Annotated in this window: 20 protein-coding genes and 2 pseudogenes; 12 read left to right on the top strand and 10 right to left on the bottom strand. The window is 70.5% G+C overall.

Features of this window, described 5'->3' with window-relative positions:
* Positions 1-10: 10 nt before the first annotated feature.
* Positions 11-1,387 carry a serine hydrolase domain-containing protein gene (locus D581_RS0111375; protein WP_018957349.1) on the top strand — a complete coding sequence of 459 codons (1,377 nt, stop codon included), beginning with the start codon at positions 11-13 and terminating at the stop codon, positions 1,385-1,387.
* Positions 1,388-1,516: 129 nt separating this feature from the next.
* On the opposite strand, the gene D581_RS0111380 is transcribed toward D581_RS0111375, so the two are convergent.
* Together D581_RS0111380 and D581_RS01000000137105 are read right to left on the bottom strand one after the other, a co-directional pair.
* Positions 1,517-1,969, bottom strand: coding sequence for a GNAT family N-acetyltransferase (locus tag D581_RS0111380; protein ID WP_026290419.1), 453 nt, complete (start codon positions 1,967-1,969; stop codon positions 1,517-1,519).
* 47 nt (positions 1,970-2,016) lie between these two features.
* Positions 2,017-2,205, bottom strand: a pseudogene (locus D581_RS01000000137105) (MarR family transcriptional regulator); the annotation flags it as partial.
* Positions 2,206-2,225: 20 nt separating this feature from the next.
* On the opposite strand from D581_RS01000000137105, the pseudogene D581_RS1000000138570 reads away from it, so the two are divergent.
* Positions 2,226-2,666: pseudogene (locus D581_RS1000000138570) on the top strand (MFS transporter); the annotation flags it as partial.
* A gap of 71 nt (positions 2,667-2,737) precedes the next feature.
* Here the strand turns inward: D581_RS1000000138570 and D581_RS0111395 are convergent.
* The 4 genes from D581_RS0111395 to D581_RS0111410 all read right to left on the bottom strand — a co-directional run bounded on the left by D581_RS0111395 (position 2,738) and on the right by D581_RS0111410 (position 6,118).
* Positions 2,738-3,643, bottom strand: coding sequence for a GNAT family N-acetyltransferase (locus tag D581_RS0111395; protein ID WP_018957353.1), 906 nt, complete (start codon positions 3,641-3,643; stop codon positions 2,738-2,740).
* Positions 3,644-3,986: 343 nt separating this feature from the next.
* A complete protein-coding gene (locus D581_RS0111400) occupies positions 3,987-4,466 on the bottom strand; it encodes an NUDIX hydrolase (RefSeq protein WP_026290420.1) in 480 nt (159 codons plus the stop codon).
* Between the two features lie 44 nt (positions 4,467-4,510).
* Complete coding sequence (locus D581_RS0111405; RefSeq protein WP_018957355.1) at positions 4,511-5,635, bottom strand: cystathionine gamma-lyase; 1,125 nt, start codon at positions 5,633-5,635, stop codon at positions 4,511-4,513.
* A 105-nt stretch (positions 5,636-5,740) separates the two neighbouring features.
* Positions 5,741-6,118: a phage holin family protein gene (locus D581_RS0111410; RefSeq protein ID WP_007453829.1), complete on the bottom strand. Its 378-nt coding sequence runs from the start codon at positions 6,116-6,118 to the stop codon at positions 5,741-5,743.
* Between the two features lie 87 nt (positions 6,119-6,205).
* On the opposite strand from D581_RS0111410, the gene D581_RS0111415 reads away from it, so the two are divergent.
* The 4 genes from D581_RS0111415 to D581_RS0111430 all read left to right on the top strand — a co-directional run bounded on the left by D581_RS0111415 (position 6,206) and on the right by D581_RS0111430 (position 8,592).
* Positions 6,206-6,523: a cupin domain-containing protein gene (locus D581_RS0111415; RefSeq protein ID WP_006126030.1), complete on the top strand. Its 318-nt coding sequence runs from the start codon at positions 6,206-6,208 to the stop codon at positions 6,521-6,523.
* A 167-nt stretch (positions 6,524-6,690) separates the two neighbouring features.
* Positions 6,691-6,903: a DUF5326 family protein gene (locus D581_RS0111420; RefSeq protein WP_026290421.1), complete on the top strand. Its 213-nt coding sequence runs from the start codon at positions 6,691-6,693 to the stop codon at positions 6,901-6,903.
* A gap of 373 nt (positions 6,904-7,276) precedes the next feature.
* Positions 7,277-8,053: an IclR family transcriptional regulator gene (locus tag D581_RS0111425; RefSeq protein WP_361872785.1), complete on the top strand. Its 777-nt coding sequence runs from the start codon at positions 7,277-7,279 to the stop codon at positions 8,051-8,053.
* Positions 8,054-8,154: 101 nt separating this feature from the next.
* Positions 8,155-8,592: an SsgA family sporulation/cell division regulator gene (locus tag D581_RS0111430; protein ID WP_018957358.1), complete on the top strand. Its 438-nt coding sequence runs from the start codon at positions 8,155-8,157 to the stop codon at positions 8,590-8,592.
* A 23-nt stretch (positions 8,593-8,615) separates the two neighbouring features.
* Here the strand turns inward: D581_RS0111430 and D581_RS0111435 are convergent, their stop codons facing one another.
* Positions 8,616-9,962 (bottom strand): YibE/F family protein, encoded by a 1,347-nt coding sequence (locus D581_RS0111435; protein ID WP_018957359.1) that lies wholly within the window; start codon positions 9,960-9,962, stop codon positions 8,616-8,618.
* A 197-nt stretch (positions 9,963-10,159) separates the two neighbouring features.
* Between D581_RS0111435 and thiC the strand changes: the two genes are divergently transcribed.
* Together thiC and D581_RS0111445 are read left to right on the top strand one after the other, a co-directional pair.
* Positions 10,160-11,980 (top strand): phosphomethylpyrimidine synthase ThiC, encoded by a 1,821-nt coding sequence (thiC, locus tag D581_RS0111440; RefSeq protein WP_018957360.1) that lies wholly within the window; start codon positions 10,160-10,162, stop codon positions 11,978-11,980.
* A gap of 301 nt (positions 11,981-12,281) precedes the next feature.
* Positions 12,282-12,635, top strand: a complete 354-nt coding sequence (locus D581_RS0111445; RefSeq protein WP_018957361.1) for a DUF805 domain-containing protein — start codon at positions 12,282-12,284, stop codon at positions 12,633-12,635.
* Between the two features lie 80 nt (positions 12,636-12,715).
* Here D581_RS0111445 and D581_RS0111450 read toward each other — a convergent pair whose 3' ends face one another.
* From D581_RS0111450 to D581_RS0111460, 3 genes are all read right to left on the bottom strand, one after another.
* Positions 12,716-13,546, bottom strand: a complete 831-nt coding sequence (locus tag D581_RS0111450; protein ID WP_018957362.1) for a hypothetical protein — start codon at positions 13,544-13,546, stop codon at positions 12,716-12,718.
* A 205-nt stretch (positions 13,547-13,751) separates the two neighbouring features.
* Positions 13,752-14,939, bottom strand: a complete 1,188-nt coding sequence (locus D581_RS01000000137110; protein WP_026290422.1) for a metallophosphoesterase — start codon at positions 14,937-14,939, stop codon at positions 13,752-13,754.
* Positions 14,940-15,098: 159 nt separating this feature from the next.
* Positions 15,099-16,211 carry a LacI family DNA-binding transcriptional regulator gene (locus D581_RS0111460; protein ID WP_006126041.1) on the bottom strand — a complete coding sequence of 371 codons (1,113 nt, stop codon included), beginning with the start codon at positions 16,209-16,211 and terminating at the stop codon, positions 15,099-15,101.
* A 406-nt stretch (positions 16,212-16,617) separates the two neighbouring features.
* Between D581_RS0111460 and hisC the strand changes: the two genes are divergently transcribed.
* The 4 genes from hisC (at position 16,618) to cydD (ending at position 24,115) form a co-directional block, all read left to right on the top strand.
* Entirely contained in the window at positions 16,618-17,697 is a 1,080-nt protein-coding gene (hisC, locus tag D581_RS0111465; protein ID WP_018957364.1) for a histidinol-phosphate transaminase, read from the top strand.
* A 258-nt stretch (positions 17,698-17,955) separates the two neighbouring features.
* Positions 17,956-19,467 carry a cytochrome ubiquinol oxidase subunit I gene (locus D581_RS0111470; protein WP_018957365.1) on the top strand — a complete coding sequence of 504 codons (1,512 nt, stop codon included), beginning with the start codon at positions 17,956-17,958 and terminating at the stop codon, positions 19,465-19,467.
* Between the two features lie 16 nt (positions 19,468-19,483).
* Positions 19,484-20,485, top strand: a complete 1,002-nt coding sequence (gene cydB / locus D581_RS0111475) for a cytochrome d ubiquinol oxidase subunit II (RefSeq protein ID WP_018957366.1) — start codon at positions 19,484-19,486, stop codon at positions 20,483-20,485.
* A gap of 87 nt (positions 20,486-20,572) precedes the next feature.
* Positions 20,573-24,115 carry a thiol reductant ABC exporter subunit CydD gene (cydD, locus tag D581_RS0111480; protein WP_018957367.1) on the top strand — a complete coding sequence of 1,181 codons (3,543 nt, stop codon included), beginning with the start codon at positions 20,573-20,575 and terminating at the stop codon, positions 24,113-24,115.
* The last annotated feature ends 5 nt before the right edge of the window (positions 24,116-24,120 follow it).

Consider the following 24,120-nt stretch of genomic DNA (forward strand, 5'->3'; position numbering starts at 1 on the left):
GGGTTGGACCATGACTTCCATCGGCGAAGACCTGCTTCCCAGTACCCGACGCGCCCTGCTGCACCGCATCGCCGTCGCCCAGCGGGACGGCCGCGCGCCGTCCCTCGTGGCCGCGGTGCGGCGGCAGGGGCGTACGGCCTGGAGCGGGGCGTGTACGTGCGTCGAGGGGCATGCTCCCGACGCCGATACGCAGTACCGGATCGGTTCGATCACCAAGACGTTCACCGCCGTTCTGGTTCTGCGGCTGCGGGACGAGGGCTTGATCGACCTGGACGACCCCCTGGAGAAGCACCTTCCCGGCACGGGGGCGGGCGGGGTGACCGTCTTTCAGCTGCTGGGCCACAGCGCGGGGCTGGGTGCCGAAGCACCCGCCCCCTGGTGGGAGCGGACGCCCGGCGGCCTGCGGCCCGAGCTCGCCGACGTGCTGGGCGACCGGCCGCAGAGGCATCCGGCCGGCCGTCGCCATCACTACTCCAACCCTGGTTACACCCTGCTCGGTTCACTGGTGGAAGCGGTGCGTGGCGTCTCCTGGGAGGAGGCGCTGCGCCGCGAGATCCTGGAGCCGCTGGGTATGCGTCGCACGACGAGCGGGCCCGTGGCTCCGCACGCGGGCGGCTGGGCCGTCCACCCCTGGGCCGATGTCATGCTGAGCGAACCCGCCGAGGACCTCGGGATCATGGCGCCCGCCGGTCAGCTCTGGTCCACTGCGGCGGACCTGCTGCGGTTCGCCGCCTTCCTGACCGAGGGCGACGACCGGGTCCTGCCGGTCTCCTCCGTACGGGAGATGCGGACGCCCGCCGCACCGGCCGAGACGGGCGGCAGCGGTTACGGTCTCGGACTCCAGATCGTCGGGGGCGAGGAGCGTGTGCTCTTCGGGCATTCGGGATCGCTTCCCGGGTTCGTCGCCGGCCTCTGGGTCAGCGAGGAGGACGACGTGGCCGCGGTCGTTCTCGCCAACGTCACCTCGGGGCTGCCCGCCGCGATGGTGGCCGCCGAACTCCTGGGGATCGTGGTCGAGGCCGAGCCGCGGATCCCGGAGCCCTGGCGCCCGCTGCCCGAGGTGGACGACGAGCTGCTCGCGCTGACCGGGATCTGGCACTGGGGCACCCACCCGGTCACGCTGAGGCTCACGGGGGACCGGGGCCTGCAGCTCACGCCGCTGGGCGGCAAGGGACGAGGCGCGGCCTTCACGTACCGCCCGGACGGCACCTGGACGGGTCAGAACGACTACTACGCGGGGGAGACCCTGCGCGTCGTACGCAAGGACGACGGCTCGGTGGACCACCTCGACCTCGGCTCGTTCGTCTTCACCCGGGAGCCGTACGAGGCGGGCGCGGCCGTGCCCGGCGGTGTGGACGCGGAGGGCTGGCGCGGGTTCGCCGGCTGAGCTTCCCGCCGGGTAGCGGGTGGATGTTTCACGTGAAACACCCACCCGCGTCTTACGTGAAACGCCTCCCCGCATCTATGTGAAACGCCCACCGGAGTTTCCTGTGAAACGCCCACCCGTCCGTGCTCGTCAGAGCGCCAGCTTGAAGCCCACATGGCTGGCGGTGAAGCCGAGCCGCTCGTAGAAGCGGTGCGCGTCCTCGCGGGTGACGTCCGACGTCAGCTGCACCAACTGGCAGTTCTGGCGGCGGGATTCGTCCACCGCCCACTGGATGAGCTGGGTGCCGAGGCCGCTGCCGCGCTCGTCGGCGTGGATGCGGACCCCCTCGATGATGGAGCGGGTCGCGCCGCGGCGGGACAGCCCCGGGACGACGGTCAGCTGCAGTGTGCCGACGACCTTGTCCTCGCGAACGGCGACGACCACGTGCTGGTTCGGGTCGCCGGCCAGCCGCTGGAGCGCCTCCTGGTAGGGGGCGAGGTCGTCGGGTGACTCGCGCTGCGCGCCCAGAGGGTCGTCGGCGAGCATCGCGACCACCGCGGGCAGGTCGTCCGGGACGGCGGGGCGTATGGCGAGATCACTCATGATCGGCATCCTAGGACGGCCCCGGGTGCCGCGCTGATCAGGCTCGGTCAGGCCGGGACCTTGAGCTCTTCGACGGCCCTGACCAGAGGGGCGAGCTCAGGGTTCTCGGCCGCCTCGTTCAGTGCCGCCCGCAGCGCGTTGTCGTTCGTCGGCCGGGCGGCCTCCAGCAACGTGCTCCCGGCCTCGGTGACATCGGTGTAGATGCCGCGGCGGTCGGTGTCGCACAGGTAGCGGGTCTTCCCCTGATCGGCGGCCGTTCGCCGACCGCCACCTGATGCCCATGCTGTACGTCTCGCTCGGCTCGCTCGCCGTGGTGCTCGGCCTGTTCACCGTGACCGCCCACAACAAGATCGCCGCGGCCGTCACCATCGTTCTGATCGGCGCCCTGGGCTTCGCGACCGTGCCTCCGCTGCAGAAGCGGGTCCTCGACCAGGCGGCGGGTGCGCCGACGCTGGCCTCCGCGGTCAACATCGGGGCGTTCAATCTCGGCAACGCCCTCTCCGCCTGGCTCGGCGGTCTCGTGATCGCCGCAGGCCTCGGCTACACCGCCCCCAACTGGGTCGGCGCCGCGCTCGCCGCGTCGGCCCTGGTCCTGGCCGTGTTCTCCAGCCTGCTGGAGCGCCGGGAGACCAGCAGGAGCCGGATCGTCGCCGGGAGCGGCCCCGAGCCGGCCGTCGCGGCAGCGGCCCCGCACTGAGCCGCCCCCTCCCCGGGGACACACATCGCGAAGCAGCCGTACCGTCCTCGTCGCGGTGCGGCTGCCTCGCGTCAGCCCGTCGCGAGGGTGAGCGGGGCGAACCTGCGGGCGGCATCGCCGGGCAGGTCCGTGATGTTGTAGGTCATCACGGTGGTCCGGGTGAGGGGCTCAAGCCCGCGCTCCACCAGCCAGCCCAGCAATTCCTTGTGCGCGGCGTGGACGTCGGTGCGCAGTGGCCGGTCCGTCGTGGCGGCCAGGGCCGTGACCAGGGCCTGCGCGGTGGGCGTGTCCCGGGCGATCAGCGGCCCGACCACCTCGGCCTGCCCGCTCGGCCAGAGCGCCGCGTAGCCGATCAGCTCGCCGTGCTCCTCGGCGACCTGGAGCCGGTCGGAGAAGGCGGGCAGCCGGGCGAGCAGATGCGTCCGGTCGGCGCCGAACACGGAGAGGTCGAGCCGGACCAACGCCCGCAGGTCGTCCGCCGCTGCCGGACGGGTGGTCACGGACGGGCGAGAGGCCGAGGGGGAGGGAGAGCCGGAGGGGGAGCCGTCGGGGCCGCTCGCTCCGAAACGGCCGCCGACGCGTTCGGTCCGGCCTGCGGCGGAGAAGCCGAGGTCCTCGTAGAGCGGCTGTCCCTGTTCGGTGGCGTACAGGACGAGCGGGGTGTCCCCCACGGCTTCCATCACGTGGCGCATGAGCCGGCGGGCGAGTCCCCGGCGTCCGTAGCGGTCGGCGACGAGCAGCATGCCGACCGCGGTGAGGCCGGATCCGTAGGGCATGGTCAGGCAGGTCCCCGCCAGGCCCTTGCCGTCCGGGGCGTCGATCCCGTATCCGGCGCCGGCCGAGAGGAGCAGCCCCCACCGGTGTTCGTCGCGCGGCCAGCCGCGGTCCTCGCAGAGATCGGCGCACGGGACCAGGTCTCCCCGGTTCAGGCGCCGGATGGGCAGCTCGACGAGGGAGAGGGGTGTTGGGCTGTGCATGGGGTCAGGCTGTCTGACGGGATGATCGCGCGTCCACCGATTTCGCGGAACTGGCCGAGATCCGCAGCCGCCTGCCGCGCCGGGTGAGCCCCCAGGGCTTGAGCACCGAGATCGAGGTGATGCCGAGCGTCAGCAGGCCGACGGTCGGGCCGAGCCAGCTGACGGAGACGGCGACATGGGCGACGAGGATTCCTCGGCGTACGGGGGCGCTTGAGTGGTTTCACGTGAAACACGATGCCGCGAGGGGCTTCCCGGGGCGTCGCCCAGCGGGAGTGTCCATGGGTACCCGCTGGGGAGTACGCGCCCCGGCGGGGCCTCGGGGCGCGTGCCCGCCGCGGGGGTGTCAGCCCAGGTCGGGGGCGTGCATCGCCCGTACGCCTTCGATGTTGCCGTCGAGGTAGTGCCGCAGTGACAGCGGAACGAGGTGCACGGCCGCGATCCCTACGCGGCTGAACGGCACCCGGACGATCTCGTACTCCCCGGTGGGCTCGTCGATCTCCGGGCCGTGCCGCAGGGAGACGTCCATCGACGCCAGTCGGCAGACGAAGAAGTGCTGGACCTTCACTCCCGTCACGCCGCCGTCCGCGATGTGTTCCACGGTGTCGACGAAGCACGGGACCACGTCGACGATCTTGGCGCCCAGCTCCTCGTCGACCTCGCGGTGCAGTGCTTCGACGACGCTGGCGTCCTCCGGCTCGACTCCGCCGCCGGGCGTGAGCCAGTAAGGATCGACTCCCGGTTTCGTGCGCTTGATCAGGATGAGGTCGTCGCCGTCGAGCAGGACGGCGCGTGCGGTGCGCTTGACCACAGGACGTTCGGTCATGGCAAGAGAGTGGCCCGTGCAGGACCGTCTGAAACTCTCCCGGCCTACCGGACCGCCGTGTTCAGCGCCTGTTCGACGTCGGCGAGCAGGTCCTCGGGGTCCTCCGCGCCGACCGAGAAGCGGATGAAGCCCTCCGCGACGGCGTCGCCGCCCCAGCGGCCCCGGCGCTCCGCGGTGGACCGGACGCCGCCGAAGCTCGTCGCGTCGTCGACCAGGCGCAGCGCGGACAGGAAGCGCTCCGCGGTCTCCCGGTCGGCCAGCTCGAAGGACACCACGGATCCGAAGCGCCGCATCTGGCGCGCCGCGACGACGTGTGACGGGTCGGTGGGCAGTCCCGGATACCGCAGCCCGGTGACCTCCGGGCGCTTCGTCAGCGCCTCGGCGAGAGCGAGGGCGGTGGTGCACTGCCGGTCGATGCGCAGGTGGAGGGTGGCCAGCGAGCGGTGCGCCAGCCAGGCCTCCATCGGCCCCGGAATCGCCCCGACGACCTTGCGCCAGCGCCGTACGTCCGCCGTCAGCCGGGGATCGCGGCAGGTCACATGGCCGAGCAGGATGTCGCCGTGCCCGGTCATGCCCTTCGTGTCGCTGGCGACCGAGAAATCGGCGCCCAGCTCCAGCGGGCGCTGGCCGATCGGGGTGGCCAGGGTGTTGTCGACGGCGACCAGCGCACCCGCCGCGTGCGCGGCCTCGACCAGCCGCCGGATGTCGCAGACGTCCAGGCCCGGGTTGGACGGGCTCTCGATCCAGAGCAGCTTCGCCCCGGCCATCAGGGCCGACTGGGCGTCGCCGCCGGTCGGCGCGGTCCGGACCTCGACCCCGTACGCCTCCAGTTGCTCCCGTACGAGCGGCAGTGCCTGGTAGCCGTCGTCGGGCAGGACCACGGCGTCGCCCGAACGGACCTGAGAGAGCAGCACCGCGGTGATCGCCGCCATGCCCGAAGCGAACACGGTCGTGCCCACGTCCTCACCGGGAGCCTCCAGCTCACCGATGGCCCGCTCCAGGTGGGTCCAGGTCGGGTTGGCCTCCCGGCCGTAGGTGTAGGGACCCACCGGTTCGCCGGAGAGGTGGAAGTGCGCGGCGAAGACGGGGCCGGGGAGGGTGGGACCGAACTGCTCCGGTTCGGGAAGCCCGGCGCGTACCGCGCGCGTTCCGTCGCCCATGGTGCTCATGCCTGCTCCTTCGCTGCTCTCCCGGTGGTGGACCGGTGTCCTCGCACTCTTCCAGAGGCTCCAGGAGCGGCCTTCCCCGGAGGTCCGGAATACCGAATGCCGGAATCAGTTCTCGTCGGGCAGGACGACGTTGAGCGCCCAGGAAACGACCGAGATGATCAGTCCGCCGAGCACCGCCGTCCAGAAGCCCTCGACGTGGAAGCTGAGATCGAACACGCCGGCCAGCCAGGAGGTCAGCATCAGCATCAGGGCGTTGACCACCAGGGTGATCAACCCCAGTGTCAGGATGAACAACGGGAACGTCAGCAGCTGGACCACGGGCTTCACCAGGAAGTTCACCAGGCCGAAGATCAGCGCGACCAGGATCAGGGTGAGGGCCTTGCGGCCCGTGCTGCCGCCCTCCAGCGTGATGTTGCCGATGAGCCAGATGGCAACGGCCAGCGCACCCGCGTTGGCGATCGTCTTGACTACGAAATTCTTCATGTGTCTGATCGTGGCAGACATGATCGGTGGTGGACACCGGCAGCGCGGGCACAGCCGACAGCGTGGGTACAAGGGGCGGGACGGGCCATGAAGGCATTCAGACTGGACGAGCTCGAGGCGGAGCGGGCCGCCAACGACGGCGCCTACCTGCAGTTCGTGCGGGAACGCAATATGTCGGTCGGCCTGTACGCCCTGGACGCGGGAGAGCTCGATCCGCAGCAGCCGCACCAGCAGGACGAGGTCTACTTCGTCGTCAGCGGGCGGGCGTCGATCACGGTGGGGATGGAGACGACGCAGGTCGGCAGGGGGAGCGTCGTCTACGTACCCGCGGGCGTGGCCCACAAGTTCCACCACATCACCGAGGACCTGCGGGTGATGGTCGTCTTCTCGCCGCCCGAGGGCTGATTCCCGGCGCCCGGGAGTTGAGCTTTCCCGGGAATCCGATGCGCCCGTCCCAGGGATCCCTAGGGGCTCGATCAGGGGTCTTCAAGGGCTGCCCGCCCCCCGCGGGAGGCCTTCGCGCCTTTAGCATCGAGGCAAGGACTCAGAGAGACGAGGTAGAGGCGATGGCCGTGCGGGAGATTTTCGCGGGAATGCCCTGGTGGGTGAAGTGGATCGCGGTGCCCGTCGTTGCGATCTTCGTGTTCGGCGGGCTGATCGCCAGCGTCGTCGGCTTCGTGATCAGCCTGCTCTTCAAGGCGCTGGTCTTCGTCGTCGTGGTCGGCGGGCTGATCTTCGTCGTCCGCAAGTTCATGTCGTCGTCGCCCTCGCGTGGTGACTGGTAGTACACGGAACGCGGGTCGGCACGGGGGGTCTTCCGGCCTGTTCGTCCCGGGCCCGCAGGACGAGGTGAGGTCAGCGCCGGCGCGCGGGATTAGCCCAGCAGAGCTAAGTCCCGGAGGAAACCACCCGTCTGCCACAGGCGGCCGATACAGTGACAAACCACTGCCGCCATCCGGAATGTGACCTTCCGTCACCATATCGATTGCCTGATCGGTCCTGGGTACGACAGTCCGGTCGTTGGCCTTCGATCGTCGGCGCCCGGACCGGTCCTCGCCGGTCACGGGCCGGATCTCCGGTCCTCGGGATCGCGGCAGGCCCGTGGGGGCGGCCCCCACGGGAGGGCCGACGGCCCGTCACCATGCCTGGGGGTGGCCCTTGACCACGGCATCTAGCACCGCTGTGCCGACCTTGATCGGTTCGGTTCAGCGGGCGTTGAGGCTGCTGGAGGCTGTGGGCACCCATCGGGACGGGGCGCCGGCCAAGCAACTGGCACGTGAGGCGGGGCTTCCGCTCCCGACCGCGTACCACTTGCTGCGCACCCTCACCCATGAGGGCTATCTCCGCCGCGAGAACGGTGTCTTCCTCTTCGGTGCGGCCGCCGAGAACCTGACCGTCGCCCCCGGAGTCCGGAGCCGCCCGCGCCCCGCCTCCGTCGCCGACTCCCTCGGCCGCTGGCGGGACGTCATCGGAGCCCCGGTGTACTGCGCCGTCTACTGCGACGGCGAGATCGATCTCATCGCGGTCGCGGACGCCCCCGACACCCCGGCCGTGGAGGAGTGGGCCTCGTTCCGGGAAACCGCGCACGCGCACGCCATCGGCCAGTGTCTGCTCGCCCAACTCGACGAGCGAGCCCGCGAGGACCACCTCGACCGACACCCCGTGCGCCCTCTCACCCGTTACTCAGTGCGAGATCGCGCCACACTTCTGGAACGGCTGCGCACCCTCCGTCGAGGTGAACCGGTCATCGAACGCCAGGAGTACGCACTGGGGACCGTGTGCGCCGCGATTCCCGTCACGGCCGGTGCCACCATTGCGGCGATGGCCATTTCCGTACCCCTGGACCGGGAAGATCGGTTGCTGCCCGCAGTCGAACAGTTACGTGGCGAAGTCGCCAGCCTCTTGCGTTCGTTCGTGTTCTCTATCAGTATCTGAAAAATCACTCCTTGTGATCTGCTATCGCGTGCACCACGATGGCGTCAATAGGGCCATGGGGGATCATTCCTGGCCAGATTCATCTACTGCGGGGTTGAACGATGCGCGAGTCGGTTCAAGCAGAGGTCATGATGAGCTTCCTCGTCTCCGAGGAGCTCTCTTTTCGTATTCCGGTGGAGCTCCGGTACGAGGTCGGCGATCCGTATGCCATCCGGATGACGTTCCACCTTCCCGGCGATGCCCCTGTGACCTGGGCGTTCGGCCGTGAACTGCTGCTGGACGGGCTCAACAGCCCGAGCGGCGACGGAGATGTGCACATCGGCCCGACCGAGCCCGAGGGCCTTAGCGATGTGCACATCCGGCTCCAGGTCGGCGCGGACCGTGCGCTGTTCCGGGCGGGGACGGCGCCACTGGTGGCGTTTCTCGACCGGACGGACAAGCTCGTGCCGCTCGGCCAGGAGCACACTCTGGGTGACTTCGACGGGAATCTGGAGGACGCGCTCGGCCGCATCCTCGCCGAGGAGCAGAACGCGGGCTGACCGCACGTGCCCCCGATGCCCCGTCACCCCGACTTACGACGACGGCCCCGACCCGTCCGCGCGGGTGCGGCCGTAGCCGCCTGTGCGCCACCGGATCCCGGACGGTCCGCGGAGACGACCAGCGCGGCGAGCACCGTGGTCACCGGCACCGAGGCGACCAGGCCGATCGATCCGACCAGTGTGCGGACGATCTCCTCGGCGACCAGCTCGCTGTTGGCCACCGTCCCCACACTGCTCTGGGCGATGGAGAAGAGCAGCAGCAGCGGCAGCGCCGCGCCCGCGTACGCCAGCACCAGGGTGTTGACCACCGAGGCGATGTGGTCCCTTCCGATCCGGATACCTGCCCGGTACAGACCCTTCCAACCCATCCGCGGGTCCGCCTGGTGAAGTTCCCAGACGGCGGAGGTCTGGGTGACCGTCACATCGTCGAGCACCCCGAGCGAACCGATGATGACACCGGCCAGCAGCAGACCGCTCATATCGATGTCCGGGTAGAGGCCGTGGATGAGGCCGGTGTTGTCGTCGGTGTTGCCGCTCAGGTTCGCCCAGCCGATGAACAGGGAGCCCAGCAGCCCGATCAGCAGCAGCGAGATCAGCGTTCCGACGACCGCGACCGACGTACGGGCCGTGACCCCGTGGCACAGATAGAGGGCCGCCAGCATGATCGCGCTGGCCCCGATCACCGCCACTACCAGCGGGTTCGAGCCCTGCAGGATCGCCGGCAGGATGAACAGGGTCAGCACGGCGAACGACACGGCCAGCGCCACCAGCGCCATCACCCCGCGCATCCTGCCCACCAGGACCACCGCCAGCGCGAAGATCCCGGCCAGCACCGCCATCGGGACCTTCCGGTCCACGTCGGTCACCGAGTACTGGAGGTCGCGCGGCGCGTCGGGGGCGTACGCGACGACCACGCCCTGACCCTCCTTCAGCTGTCGGGGAGCGTCCGGCTGGACCACCTCGACGAACTTCCGGCCCTTGTCGTCGCCGCTGGTCACCTCGATGGTGGCCTTCGCGCACTCCCCCTCCTGCTCGTTGACGGCCTCGCGGCCCGAAGGCGTGGAGGTGTCACCGGTCGGGGGCACCTGCGCGGCGTTGACGTCCGCGCAGTCGACCTTGACGACCTGGACGACCTTGCCGTCCTGCGTCTGCCGGTCGAATCCGACGCCGGTGCGCTCGTGGTCGGGCGCGCCGCCGGGCCAGAACGCGATCAGGCCGACGACGACCGCCGTCGCGAACGGGATCAGCACGGCGGCGATCACCTTGCGCAGGTGCCGGGAGACCGGAGCGGCCGGCCCGTGGCTGTGGGTGTGGCCGTGGCTGTGGCCCTGGGGCGGCTGGGGTGCGGGGTCGCTTTGGGGGGAGGTCACGGGGCGATCATCGCAAGAACGGGAGGCCCCTCTGGTCAGCTCGCCCGAAAGGACGCTAGCGTGGAGGCACCTTTGCACACGCGGGAGCTCGGAGCACCGGGCTGAGAGGGCGCTGATCGCCGTACATCCGTACGGGAACACGCTGCGCCGACCGCCGAACCTGTTACCGGGTAATGCCGGCGTAGGGAGTAGGTCTCATGACCACAGCGGACGCACGCACGCCTGCCTCGAAACAGATCGACGGAACGCCGGGCGGCACGACGCCGGGCGACGGGACGCCGAACGACGAGGCCGGGAAGTCCATCGGCTGGCACAAGGGGTACGTCCAGGGCTCGCGCCCGGACCTCCGGGTGCCGGTTCGACAGGTGCACCTCACCAACGGCAAGGACGTGACGCTGTACGACACGTCCGGGCCGTACACCGATCCCTCCATCGACACCGATGTCCGCCGGGGCCTCGCGCCCCTGCGGGAGAACTGGATCATCGCCCGCGGCGACACCGAGGAGTACGCGGGCCGGCCGGCCCGCCCCGAGGACGACGGGCTCAAGCACACCTCGCCGCGCGGCGGACTGCGCAACCTCGACGCCGTCTTCCCCGGCCGCCCGCGCCAGCCGCGCCGCAGCCGCGACGGACGTCCCGTCACCCAGCTCGCGTACGCCCGACGGGGGGAGATCACCCCGGAGATGGAGTACGTGGCGATCCGGGAGAACGTGGAGCCCGAGGTCGTCCGCGAGGAGATCGCCCAGGGCCGGGCGGTCCTGCCGGCCAACGTCAACCACCCCGAGATCGAGCCGATGATCATCGGCAAGCGGTTCCTGGTGAAGGTCAACGCCAACATCGGCAACTCGGCCGTCACCTCCTCCATCGAGGAGGAGGTGGACAAGATGACCTGGGCGACGAAGTGGGGCGCCGACACGGTCATGGACCTGTCCACCGGCCGCAATATCCACACCACCCGTGAATGGGTGCTGCGCAACTCCCCCGTGCCGATCGGTACCGTCCCGCTCTACCAGGCGCTGGAGAAGGTCGACGGCCGGGCCGAGGAGCTGACCTGGGAGATCTACAAGGACACCGTCATCGAACAGGCCGAGCAGGGCGTGGACTACATGACGGTGCACGCCGGTGTGCGCCTGCCGTACGTCCCGCTGACGGCCCGCCGCAAGACCGGCATCGTCTCGCGCGGCGGCTCGATCATGGCGGCCTGGTGTCTCGCCCACCACAAGGAGTCGTTCCTCTACGAGCACTTCGAGGAGCTCTGCGAGATCCTCGCGACGTACGACGTCACCTACTCCCTGGGCGACGGGCTGCGTCCCGGTTCGATCGCGGACGCCAACGACGAGGCGCAGTTCGCCGAGCTGCGCACGTTGGGCGAGCTGAACACGGTCGCGAAGCGGTTCGGTGTCCAGACCATGATCGAGGGCCCCGGGCACGTCCCGATGCACAAGATCAAGGAGAACATCGACCTCCAGCAGGAGATCTGCGAGGAGGCGCCGTTCTACACGCTCGGCCCGCTGACCACGGACGTCGCGCCCGCCTACGACCACATCACCTCGGGCATCGGCGCCGCGATGATCGCCTGGTGGGGCACCGCGATGCTCTGTTACGTCACGCCCAAGGAGCACCTGGGGCTGCCGAACCGGGACGACGTGAAGACGGGCGTCATCACCTACAAGATCGCCGCCCACGCGGCCGACCTGGCCAAGGGGCACCCGGGTGCGCAGGAGTGGGACGACGCCCTCTCCGACGCGCGGTTCGAGTTCCGCTGGGAGGACCAGTTCAACCTGGCCCTCGACCCGGACACGGCGCGGGAGTTCCATGACGAGACGCTGCCCGCCGAACCGGCGAAGACGGCGCACTTCTGCTCGATGTGCGGGCCGAAGTTCTGCTCGATGAAGATCTCCCAGGACATCCGGCGTCAGCACGGTGGTTCGCAGGAGGAGATCGAGGAGGGCATGGCCGAGAAGTCGAAGGAGTTCGCGGCCGCCGGCAACCGGGTCTACCTGCCCATCGCCGACTGATACGGGCCGGCCGCCGGGGCTTCCCCGGCGGCCGGCTTCTCCGCTGGGGCCGAGGCCCGATCCGGCCAGGAGAGTATGCGCGTTCTGTGGCTTACCGAGCAACAACAGCCATTTCAAGCCGATTTGACCTGGTTGGCTACCTTGTTAAGCGACAGTATGGACACAGTCGTGTGGCAGCTGTATGTACGTTTGGCCCGCAGCTCACCTGTGCTTGACCCTTTCCTTATCTGTGGCTTACTTTCCGGCTTGCTTGGCTTGAAATTGGCGCCCCCTCGGATCGGGGGCCGGGGAGGGAATCACCGTGAACTGGTACCTGGACGTACTCAAGAACTACGCAGGCTTCAGCGGACGCGCGCGCCGCAAGGAGTACTGGATGTTCGTGCTCTTCAACTCCATCATCGCCGTGGTGCTGTCGGTGCTCGGCATGGCGATCGACACGCAGATCCCGTACTACCTCTACATCGCCGCGGTCATCGTTCCGTCGCTGGCGGTCATGGTGCGTCGTCTGCACGACACCGGCCGCTCGGGCTGGTGGTTCTTCATCTCGTTCGTCCCGCTGGTCGGCGCCATCATCCTGCTCGTCTTCCTCGCCTCGGAGGGCAAGCCGGAGACGAACCAGCACGGTGCCAACCCGAAGCTGGCTCCGGCCGTCTGACCGACAGCTCCGGTACGTTCCGGAGCACCGTGAGGCCGGGCGCGGCACACAGCCGCCCCGGCCTTCGCCGTACCCGGACCTCACTCCGGCCGGTGCTCCGGCCCGCCGAAGTCCGGGCTCGTGAAGTCGGGGCTGGTGAAGGTCGGCCGGGGACCGGCCGCCGGCCCGTCGTCCGGGCCGGAGAAGTCCGGCCTGCTGTACCCGACCTTCGGGATGCGGTTGGGCGAACGGTGCGGGGTCCGTGCGGCGGGTCCCGCGGTGGGGTCGGCCAGGGCGTCCCGGAGGAACGGGAGGATGCCGCGCTCCAGCAGGGCGTGGCGCCACGCCTCCCTGGCCCGTGCGACGTCTTCCGGTAGCTCCTGCTCCTCGTCCTCGGCGGCCAGCGACGTCGCGCCGTTGCGGAGCGCGGTGACGAGCAGTCCGACGGCCGCGACCAGGATCGCCGCGGCGGCGACCGCGGCGAAGAACCATCCGGCCGCGACCATCGTGCCGCCGAAGGTCACCGACGGGCCGACCGCCTTCACCAGATAGCCGACGAGCAGGAAGATGACGGCCGCGGAGCCGGCCAGCAGCGGGGTCAGGACCGTGATGACCGCGCCTATGCCGGCGCCCGAGCCGGCCGCCGTGCTCTGCGGCCCGTCCGTGGCCGGGCCGCCGTCGATCCCCTCCGCGGCCGCCGCGCGGCGCAGTTCACCGCGGGCCTTCACGTAGTGCTCGTACTCGGTGGCCGCGGCCGCGGTGATCAGCGCCGTGGCGCTGAGCGCCATGGTGCGCAGCTGTTCGGTGTTGAGCCGGTCCCCGACGCCCTCCAGGTCCGGGCGTTCATGAGCGTGGCGCAGTGCGTCGCCCAGGATCCGCTCGTACTCGGGTCCGTCCTCGGCCAGCAGGTGCGGAGCGCTTGTCATCTGCATCCCCCGATGCTCCGTCGGTGCCCGGCTGCCCGCATGGAGACCGGGCGATCGGGCGGAAACGGAGGAGAGCCTGCCACTGATACGCCGATGGTAGAGCGCTCACGGCACGGGGTGACAGGGTGTTTCCAGAATTGGGCCCGGTGACGGGCCCGTCGATCGGCGAGGTCGGCGCGGGCGGAACCTGAAGCGCCTTCCCCGCCGACGGTCAGTCATGCAGCGGGAGTTGAACCACCAACAGCTTTCCGGCCATGGTCACTCCGCCGTCCATGGCGATGGCGAGGTCGTCCGCGTACACGTGCGGGCCGTTGATCACGGGCCCCGCGCCGTCCTCGCCGTCCTCGGTGCCGACCTCGCCCAGGAGGTAGGGAATGGGGCTGTGACCATGGACGACGCGCTGTCCGCCGTACGTCGTCAGCAGCTCGCGCACCGCCTGGGCGCCGCCCTCGTCCCGGAAGGCGAACCGCTTGGTGAGCTTGCGGAAGAGGTCCCAGCACTCGTCGGCGTCGTTGCGCGTGAGAATGGCCGTGATCGTGTCATTGACGTCCTCGATGGTGGACCCGTAGTCGAGGTAGGCCGTCGTGTCGGAGTGCATCAGCAGATGGCCGTCCTCCTCGACGACCGCGTCGAGCCGGGACATCCACTGGAGGTGGACGTCCTGGAGGCGCTCCATGTCGGTCTTCTGGCCGCCGTTGAGCAGCCAGGCGGCCTGGAAGGTGGCGGTGCCCGCCCCGGAGTTGACGGGGGTGTCGGCGAACCGCTTGGCGCCGATCAGCAGCAGCTCGTGGTTGCCCATCAGGGCCTTGCAGTAGCCGCCGGCCGCCGCCGCCTCGGCGGAGAGCCGCATGACGAGGTCGATGACTCCGATGCCGTCGGGCCCGCGGTCGGTGAAGTCGCCGAGGAACCACAGCCGGGCGTTGCCCGCGGCCCAGTTCCCGTCGGCGTCGATGAGGCCCTGCGCGCCGAGGGCGGCGATCAGCTCGTCGAGGTAGCCGTGCACGTCGCCGACGACGAAGAGCGGGCCGCGGCTGTCCTCGGCCATGGGGCGCGGCTCGGGAACGGTCTGCACCTGGACCGTGTCGCCGCGACGGATGATCGGGAGGTCCCGCTCGGTCGGGGTGTAGCCCTCCGGCTGCTCGCCGCCCACGACGGCGTTGCCGGGATGCGGCGGCCGGGGCGGGGCGGGAGCGCGCGGCGGCACTGCGGGGGGCACGGAGGCGCCGGGCGCCGGAGGGTTCGGTTCCGGCTCCCGCGGTGGCACGGGGGAAGGAGGCACCGCCTGCGCTTGCGGTGGCACGGGTGTCTGCGCATACGGCGGAACCCGGAAGTCACGCAACGTCGCCGTCCGCACCACGGGTTCCTGACCGGCCCCCTGAGTCATCGACCCCTCCACCACCGTCGCGCCGCCGTACACCTGACGGGCCTTGCCTGGTAGAGGTGGTCCGCGGTGTCGTGCGCCCATCATAGGAATGCGGATCGACCTGTGTGACGCACCAGGGGTGGTGAATCCGGGCGCACGCTCGGTTCACCGGCTGATTAGTCCGAAAAGAGATGATCAGTCCCCGCTGGGGGAGCGTGGCGCGCTGACCGTGGTGCGCGGTGGACGTCGTTGCGAGGAGGTCCGGACGATGAGCTCCGTCGGTATGACCTGCTCCACCGGCCCGTCGTGCTCGACCCCTTCGATGGCGTCGATGAGGAGCTGGACGACGGCCGTGCCGATGCGGCGGGGCTTCAGCGAGAGCGTCGTGATGGGCGGCTCGGTGGCCGCGTACACGGTGGACTCGCTGCAGCAGACCAGCAGCAGGTCCTCGGGGACCCGCAGTCCGTAGCGGCGGGCCGCGGCGAGGAGGTCGGTCCCGTTGGGGTCGAAGAGCCCGTAGACCGCGTCGGGGCGGTCCGGGCGGGCGAGCAGCCGGTCGGCGGCGACCGCCCCCGCGCAGGGGTCGTGGGCCGGGTAGGACTCGTAGACGGGGTCCTGGCCGACCCGCTCGCACCAGTGGAGGTAGGCGGTGGTGGACAACCGGGTGTACGTGTCGGTGGTGTTGCCGGTCAGCAGGCCGATACGGCGGGCTCCGGCGGCGGCGAGATGGTCGAGGAGGTCGAGCACGGCGGCCCGGTGGTCGTTGTCGACCCAGGCGGTGACGGGGAGCGTCCCGGCCGGGCGGCCGTCCGAGACCACGGGCAGTCCCTGGCGGACCAGTTCGGTGACGACCGGGTCCTGATCGGAGGGGTCGATGACGACGGTCCCGTCGAGCGCGACGTTCGACCAGACGTCGTGCCGGGAGGTGGCGGGGAGGATGACGAGGGCGTAGCCGCGGGCGAGCGCCGCGGAGGTCGCGGCTCTCGCCATCTCCGCGAAGTACGCGAATTCGGTGAAGGTGAAAGGTTCATTCCCGTACGTGGTCACGGTCAGGCCGATCAGGCCGGACTTGCCCGTACGGAGGGTTCGGGCCGCGGCGGAAGGGCGGTAGCCCAGGCGCTCGGCGACCTCGCGGACATGGCGGCGGGTGGCGTCCGGGAGCCTGCCCTTGCCGTTGAGCGCGTCGGAGACGGTCGTGATCGAGACTCCGGCCGCGGCGGCCACATCACGGATCCCCGCCCGTCCTGGCCGGCCGCTGCGCCGGGGGGTCTCCGTCCGGCTCACCTGGTGCTTCCCTGCTGCTGTCATGGCGAGCCGATAGTAGGGCTCCGAGGGGTGGTCGGTCCGGTCGCATATGCGCACGTTGACAGGCACGTTTCTGCAAGGTCATGGACCATCAGAATCCTTGTAATGCAAGGAAGTTGGCCGCTACTGCATAGCTGTTTCAGGTACTGGAGGGTGGCAGCCTGCTGTATGTGCGATGTCTCGAAGAGGTCTCAACTCACCACTTCGGGGGACGCGCGCCACGGCGCGAGCCACCAGCGCGCGCCGGAACGCGAAACGCTCCCCCCTCGGGAGAGGCTCGGACCGGCCCCGCGCGAGGCCCCGTTCCCGGGCACTGCGGTCGATTTCCCGCTCGGGCCATTCGCAGCGGGGCCCAATCCTCTTAAGGTGTGCAGTATTGCTGTGAACAGACGGTCGAGGAGGACCTGCGGTGAGCGAGACGAGCCCCAAGCTGCGCGCCGAGCTGGACGGCGTTCCCGCCTATGTGCCGGGGAAGCCGGCGGCGGCCGGTGGACCGGTCGCGTACAAGCTGTCCTCCAACGAGAATCCCTTTCCGCCGCTGCCGGGGGTGCTGGAGTCGGCGCTCGCCGCCGCGGGGAACTTCAACCGCTACCCGGACATGGCGTGCACCGGCCTGATGAACGAGCTGGCCGACCGCTTCGGTGTGCCCCTGGCGCATCTCGCCACCGGCACCGGGTCGGTGGGGGTGGCCCAGCAGCTGCTCCAGGCCACCTCCGGACCCGGCGACGAGGTCATCTACGCCTGGCGGTCCTTCGAGGCGTACCCGATCATCACGCAGGTCAGCGGCGCGACCTCGGTGAAGGTCCCGCTGACCGACGGCGAGGTGCACGACCTCGACGCGATGGCGGAGGCGATCACCGACCGGACCCGGCTGATCTTCGTCTGCAATCCCAACAACCCCACCGGCACGGTGGTGCGCCGGGCCGAGCTGGAACGGTTCCTCGACCGGGTGCCGAGCGATGTGCTGGTGGTGCTCGACGAGGCGTACAAGGAGTTCATCCGCGACGCCGAGGTGCCGGACGGCATCGAGATCTACCGGGACCGGCCCAATGTGGCGGTGCTGCGGACCTTCTCCAAGGCGTACGGTCTGGCCGGGCTGCGGGTCGGCTTCGCGGTGGCCCACGAGCCGGTGGCCGCGGCGCTGCGCAAGACCGCCGTCCCGTTCGGGGTGAGCCAGCTCGCCCAGGACGCGGCGGTGGCCTCGCTCCGTGCGGAGGACGAGCTGCTGGGCCGGGTGGGCTCGCTGGTCGCCGAGCGCACCCGGGTGAGCGCGGAGCTGGTGCGCCAGGGCTGGACGGTGCCGGAGTCGCAGGCGAACTTCGTCTGGCTGCGGCTCGGTGAGCGGACCCTCGACTTCGCCGGGGCCTGCGAGCGGGCCGGGGTGGTCGTACGGCCCTTCAAGGGCGAGGGCGTCCGGGTCTCGATCGGCGAGAACGAGGGCAACGACCTCTTCCTGAAGACGGCGGAGGCGTTCCGCGCGGAGCTGTAGACCCGCACGCGCCTGTGCGGCCGGGTGGCCCCGGACCTCGATCGCGAGGTCCGGGGCCCTTTTCGCGTGGGGCGGGGGCCGGGTCCGTGGGGCGGGGACCGAAAAGGGGTACCCCCGGCGAAGGGTCCGAAAGTGTGTGCGCCATAATTGCTTGTGAATGTGAACGCGTTCACAAGCTCGCCTGCTTTCTCCCGTAATCGGTGGGATCAAAGGGGCGTAGTGCCGGTACGACCACGGCGATGTAAGGAGACTGACGACGTGGACCTCGCTCTGGCGCCGGAGACCCTGGCGCGATGGCAGTTCGGCATCACCACCGTCTACCACTTCCTCTTCGTCCCCCTGACGATCTCGCTCGCCGCGCTCACCGCCGGCCTGCAGACCGCCTGGGTGCGGACGGAGAACGAGAAGTACCTCAGGGCGACCAAGTTCTGGGGCAAGCTGTTCCTGATCAACATCGCCATGGGCGTCGTCACGGGCATCGTCCAGGAGTTCCAGTTCGGCATGAACTGGTCCGACTACTCGCGTTTCGTCGGTGACGTCTTCGGCGCTCCGCTCGCCTTCGAGGCGCTGATCGCCTTCTTCTTCGAGTCCACCTTCATCGGTCTGTGGATCTTCGGCTGGGACAAGCTGCCGAAGAAGATCCACCTCGCCTGCATCTGGATGGTCTCGCTCGGCACGGTCCTCTCCGCCTACTTCATCCTGGCGGCCAACTCCTGGATGCAGCACCCGGTCGGCTACCGGATCAACGAGGAGCGCGGCCGCGCCGAGCTCACCGACTTCTGGCGGGTGCTCACCCAGGACACCGCGGTCACCCAGTTCTTCCACACCATCACGGCGGCGTTCCTGGTCGGCGGAGCCTTCATGGTCGGCATCGCCGCGTTCCACCTGGCGCGCAAGAAGCACATCCCGGTGATGCGGACCTCGCTGCGCCTGGGCCTGATCACCGTCGTGGTCGCCGGAATGCTCACCGCCGTCAGCGGTGACAGCCTCGCCAAGGTCATGTTCCGGCAGCAGCCGATGAAGATGGCCGCCGCCGAGGCCCTCTGGGACGGACAGGACAGGGCGCCGTTCTCGATCTTCGCGTACGGGGATGTCAGCAAGGGCCACAACTCGGTCGAGATCTCGATCCCCGGCGTGCTCTCCTTCCTCGCCAACAACGACCCGAACTCGCACGTCCCCGGCATCAACGACATCAACAAGAGCATGGAGGAGAAGTACGGGCCCGGCGACTACCGTCCCAACATCCCGGTCGCGTTCTGGAGCTTCCGGTGGATGATCGGCTTCGGTATGGCCTCCTTCGGCCTCGGCCTCCTGGGGCTCTGGCTGACCCGGAGGAAGTTCCTGCTGCCACCGGCGCTGCGGACCGGTGAGGACGAGGTGCCCCATCTCGTCCTCTTCAAGAACAAGGCGCTGAGCCCGAGGCTCACCAAGCTCTACTGGGTCGTCGCGCTCTGGACACTGCTCTTCCCGCTGATCGCCAACTCCTGGGGCTGGATCTTCACCGAGATGGGCCGCCAGCCGTGGGTCGTCTACGGGGTGCTCCAGACCCGTGCCGGGGTCTCCCCCGGTGTCTCACAGGGCGAGGTCATCACCTCGATGGTCGTCTTCACCCTGCTGTACGCGGTGCTCGCCGTGATCGAGGTGAAGCTGCTCGTGAAGTACATCAAGGCCGGCCCCCCGGAACTCACCCAGGACGACCTCAACCCGCCCACCAGGATCGGCGGCCACGACGAAGAAGACGCCGACCGGCCGATGGCCTTCTCGTACTGAGCACAGGAGCTGAGAGATGGAACTCCACGACGTCTGGTTCGTGCTCATCGCCGTCCTCTGGACCGGCTACTTCTTCCTGGAGGGATTCGACTTCGGCATCGGGGTCCTCACCAAGCTGCTGGCCCGTGACCGCAAGGAGCGCCGGGTCCTGATCAACACGATCGGGCCCGTCTGGGACGGAAACGAGGTCTGGCTGCTCAGCGCGGGCGGCGCGACCTTCGCCGCCTTCCCCGAGTGGTACGCCACGCTCTTCTCCGGCTTCTACCTGCCGCTGCTGATCATCCTGTTCTGCCTGATCGTGCGAGGCGTCGCCTTCGAGTACCGCGCCAAGCGGCCCGAGGAGCGGTGGCAGACGAACTGGGAGACCGCGATCTTCTGGACCTCCCTGATTCCCGCGGTGCTGTGGGGCGTGGCGTTCGGGAACATCGTGCGGGGCGTGAAGATCGACGCCGACATGGAGTACGTCGGCAGTCTCTGGGACCTCCTCAACCCGTACGCGATCCTCGGCGGCCTCGTCACCCTCACGCTCTTCACCTTCCACGGGGCGGTGTTCGCCGGCCTCAAGACGGCGGGCGACATCCGGGCCCGGGCCCGCGCACTGGCGCTGAAGCTCGGGCCGGTCACCGCCGTGCTCGCACTGGGCTTCCTGGTCTGGACGCAGGCGGAGAACGGGGACGCCTGGAGCCTGGGGGCCGTGATCGTGGCGGTGGTGGCGCTCCTGGCCGCGATCGGGGCCATTGCCAAGGGCCGCGAGGGCTGGTCGTTCGCGTTCTCGGGCGTGACGATCGCGGCGACGGTCGCGGTACTCTTCCTGACGCTCTTCCCGAACGTCATGCCGTCCTCGCTGAACGACGCCTGGAACCTCACGGTCACCAACGCCTCGTCCAGCCCGTACACGCTCAAGATCATGACCTGGTGCGCGGGTATCGCCACGCCCGTCGTGCTGCTCTACCAGAGCTGGACCTACTGGGTCTTCCGCAAGCGCATCGGCACCCAGCACATCGCCGACCCGCACTGACTCCGGTGAGCTGCCGCGGGCCCCGCGAGGCGTGCGGCAGCTCACTGTCCCGCAGCGTTCACCGACCCCGCCGGGGGGATGTTTCACGTGAAACCGATCGATCCGCGTCTGCTCCACCACGCGCGCGCCACCCGCCTCTTCCTGGCGGCCGTGGTGGCCCTCGGCCTGGTCGGCGCCCTGCTGGTGATCGCCCAGGCGATGCTCATCGCCGAGATCGTGGTGGGCGGTTTCGAGGGCGGACTCACGGTCACCGCGCTGCGCACCCCCCTTCTCCTGCTCGCCGCGGTCGCCCTGGGCCGGGCCTTCGTCGCCTGGCTCACCGAACTGGCGGCCCATCGCGCCAGCGCGGCCGTCAAGTCCGAACTGCGCGGCCGGCTCCTGGAGCGGGCCGCGCGACTGGGCCCCGACTGGCTGAGCGGGCAGCGCACCGGTTCGCTCGTCGCGCTGGCGACCCGGGGCATCGACGCGCTCGACGACTACTTCGCCCGCTATCTCCCGCAGCTCGGACTCGCCGTCGTGGTGCCCGTGGCGGTGCTCGCCCGGATCGTCACCGAGGACTGGGTGTCGGCGGCGATCATCGTTGTCACACTGCCGCTCATCCCGCTCTTCATGATCCTGATCGGCTGGGCCACCCAGTCCCGGATGGACCGCCAGTGGCAGCTGCTGTCCCGGCTCTCCGGGCACTTCCTGGACGTCGTCGCCGGCCTGCCGACCCTGAAGGTCTTCGGGCGGGCCAAGGCCCAGGCCGAATCGATCCGCACGATCACCTCCGACTACCGCCGGGCCACCCTGCGCACCCTGCGGATCGCCTTCCTGTCCTCGTTCGCCCTGGAGCTGCTGGCGACCCTGTCGGTGGCCCTCGTCGCCGTCACGATCGGCATGCGGCTCGTCCACGGCGAACTCGACCTTTACACCGGCCTGGTGGTCCTGATCCTGGCCCCGGAGGCGTATCTGCCGATCCGCCAGGTCGGAGCGCAGTACCACGCGGCGGCCGAGGGCCTGTCGGCCGCGGAGGAGATCTTCACCGTCCTGGAGACCGAGCCCCGGGCCTCGGGCACCGAGGACGTCCCGGACGCGCCGCGCCTGGAACTGGCGGACGTGACCGTACGCCACGAGGGCCGCGCCGAACCCTCGCTGGACGCCGCGTCGCTCACCGTGGAGCCGGGGGAGACCGTCGCCCTGGTCGGCCCGAGCGGGGTCGGCAAGTCCACCCTGCTGAACGTGCTCCTCGGGTTCGCCCTACCCGACGAGGGGCATGTCCGGGTCGGCGGCCGGGAGCTCAAGGACCTGGACCTCGAACGCTGGCGGAGCCGTATCGCCTGGGTTCCCCAGCGTCCCCACCTCTTCGCGGACACCATCGCCGAGAACGTGCGCCTCGCGCGGCCCGACGCCGACGACGAGGCGGTCCTCGCGGCGCTGCGGGACGCGGGCGCGTACGACTTCGTCGCGGCCCTGCCCGACGGGATGCGGACGGCCCTGGGGGAGGACGGCGCCGGGCTCTCCGCGGGCCAGCGCCAGCGCCTGGCCCTCGCCCGGGCGTTCCTCGCCGACCGGCCGCTCCTGCTGCTGGACGAGCCGACCGCGAGCCTGGACGGCGAGAGCGAGGCGGGCATCGTCGACGCCGTACGGAGGCTGGCCGCCGGGCGGACCGTGCTGCTGGTCGTCCACCGTCCGGCCCTGCTGGCGGTCGCCGACCGCGTGGTGACCCTGGAGCCGCGTACCGACGTGCGGGAGCGGACCGAGGACGGGGGCCCCGGTACGCGTGCCGTCACCGCCGGGCCGGCCATCCCCCAGCCGCTCGCCGGGGGCGAACTCCTGGACGCCCACCGGGCGGAGGAAGTGCGCGCGGCCGACGGCGGACCGCGGAAGGACGGTGCCCGCTCCGGACGGGTGCTCGCCCGGGTCCGCGAGTCGGCCGGGACGCAGCGCGGACGACTGACCCTGGCCCTGCTGCTCGGGAGCCTGGCGGTCGGGTCGGCCGTGGGACTCATGGCGGTCTCCGGCTGGTTGATCTCCCGCGCTTCCGAAGAGCCGCCGGTCATGTACTTGATGATGGCGGTCACCGCGACCCGCGCCTTCGGCATCGGCCGGGCGGTCTTCCGCTACGCCGAGCGGCTCGTCTCGCACGACGCCGTCCTGAAGCTCCTCGCCGACCTGCGGGTCTCCGTCTACCGGGGTCTCGAACGCATCGCCCCCGGGGGCCTGCGCACCACGCGGCGCGGGGACCTGCTGTCCCGGCTCGTCGCCGATGTGGACGCGCTCCAGGACTACTGGCTGCGCTGGCTGCTGCCCGTCGGCACCGCCTTCGTGGTGGGGGCCGGGGCCGCCGGGTTCACCGGCTGGCTGCTCCCGGAGGCGGGCGTGATCCTGGCCGCGGGGCTGCTGGTCGCCGGGGTCGGCGTACCGCTCGTCAGCGGCGCCTGTGCCCGCCGTACGGAACGTCAGCTCGCACCCGCCCGCGCCGCCCTGGCCACCCGGGTCACCGACCTCCTGGGCGCCACCGCCGAACTGACCGTCGCGGGCGCGCTGCCCGCCCGGCAGACGCGGCTGCGCGCGGCCGACACGCTGCTGACCCGGATCGCCTCGCGCGCCGCCGCCGCGACGGCGCTGGGCGGCGGGCTGTCCGCCCTGGTCTGCGGGCTCACCGTGGTGGCCGCCGCGACCGTGGCCGTCCCCGCCGTGCAGGACGGCCGGCTGTCCGGTGTCGCGCTCGCCGTGGTGGTGCTGACCCCGCTCGCCGCCTTCGAGGCCGTCACCGGGCTGCCGCTCGCCGTGCAGTACCGCCAGCGCGTCGCCCGGAGCGCCGAGCGGGTGTTCGAGGTGCTGGACGCCCCCGTGCCCGTACGGGAGCCCGAGGCCCCCGCCGAGGAGCCCGCGTCGCCCTTCCCGCTGGAGGTGCGGGGGCTGAGTGCCCGCTACCCGGGGGCCCGCCACGACGCGCTGGCCTCGCTCGACCTGACGCTGACGCCCGGCCGGCGCATCGCGGTCGTGGGCCCCTCCGGCTCGGGCAAGACGACGCTCGCCCAGGTCCTGCTGCGCTTCCTGGACGCCTCGTCGGGGACGTACCGGCTGGGCGGCGTCGAGGCGTCCGCGCTGGAATCGGAGACGGTCCGGCGCTCGGTCGGGCTGTGCGCCCAGGACGCGCACGTCTTCGACAGCACGATCCGCGAGAACCTGCGGCTGGCCCGCCCCGGGGCGACCGACGCCGAACTGCGCGACGCGCTCTCCCGGGCCCGGCTCCTGGACTGGGTGCTGGCCCTGCCGGAGGAGCTCGACACCCCGGTGGGCGAGCACGGCGCGCGGCTCTCCGGCGGTCAGCGCCAGCGCCTCGCCCTGGCCCGCGCGCTGCTGGCGGGCTTCCCCGTACTCGTCCTGGACGAGCCGGCCGAACACCTCGACCTGCCGACCGCCGACGCCCTCACCGCCGACCTGCTGGACGCGACCCGGGGCCGTGCGACCGTACTGATCACCCATCGGCTGACCGGCCTCGGCACGGTCGACGAGGTGCTGGTGCTGGACGCGGGCCGGGTCGTGCAGCGCGGACCGTACGCCGAACTCGTCGCCGAGGACGGGCCGCTGCGCCGCATGCTGGAGCGCGAACGGGAGGCGGTCGGGGCGGGGGTCCGATAGCGGCG

The organism is Streptomyces sp. CNB091 (genome assembly GCF_000377965.1).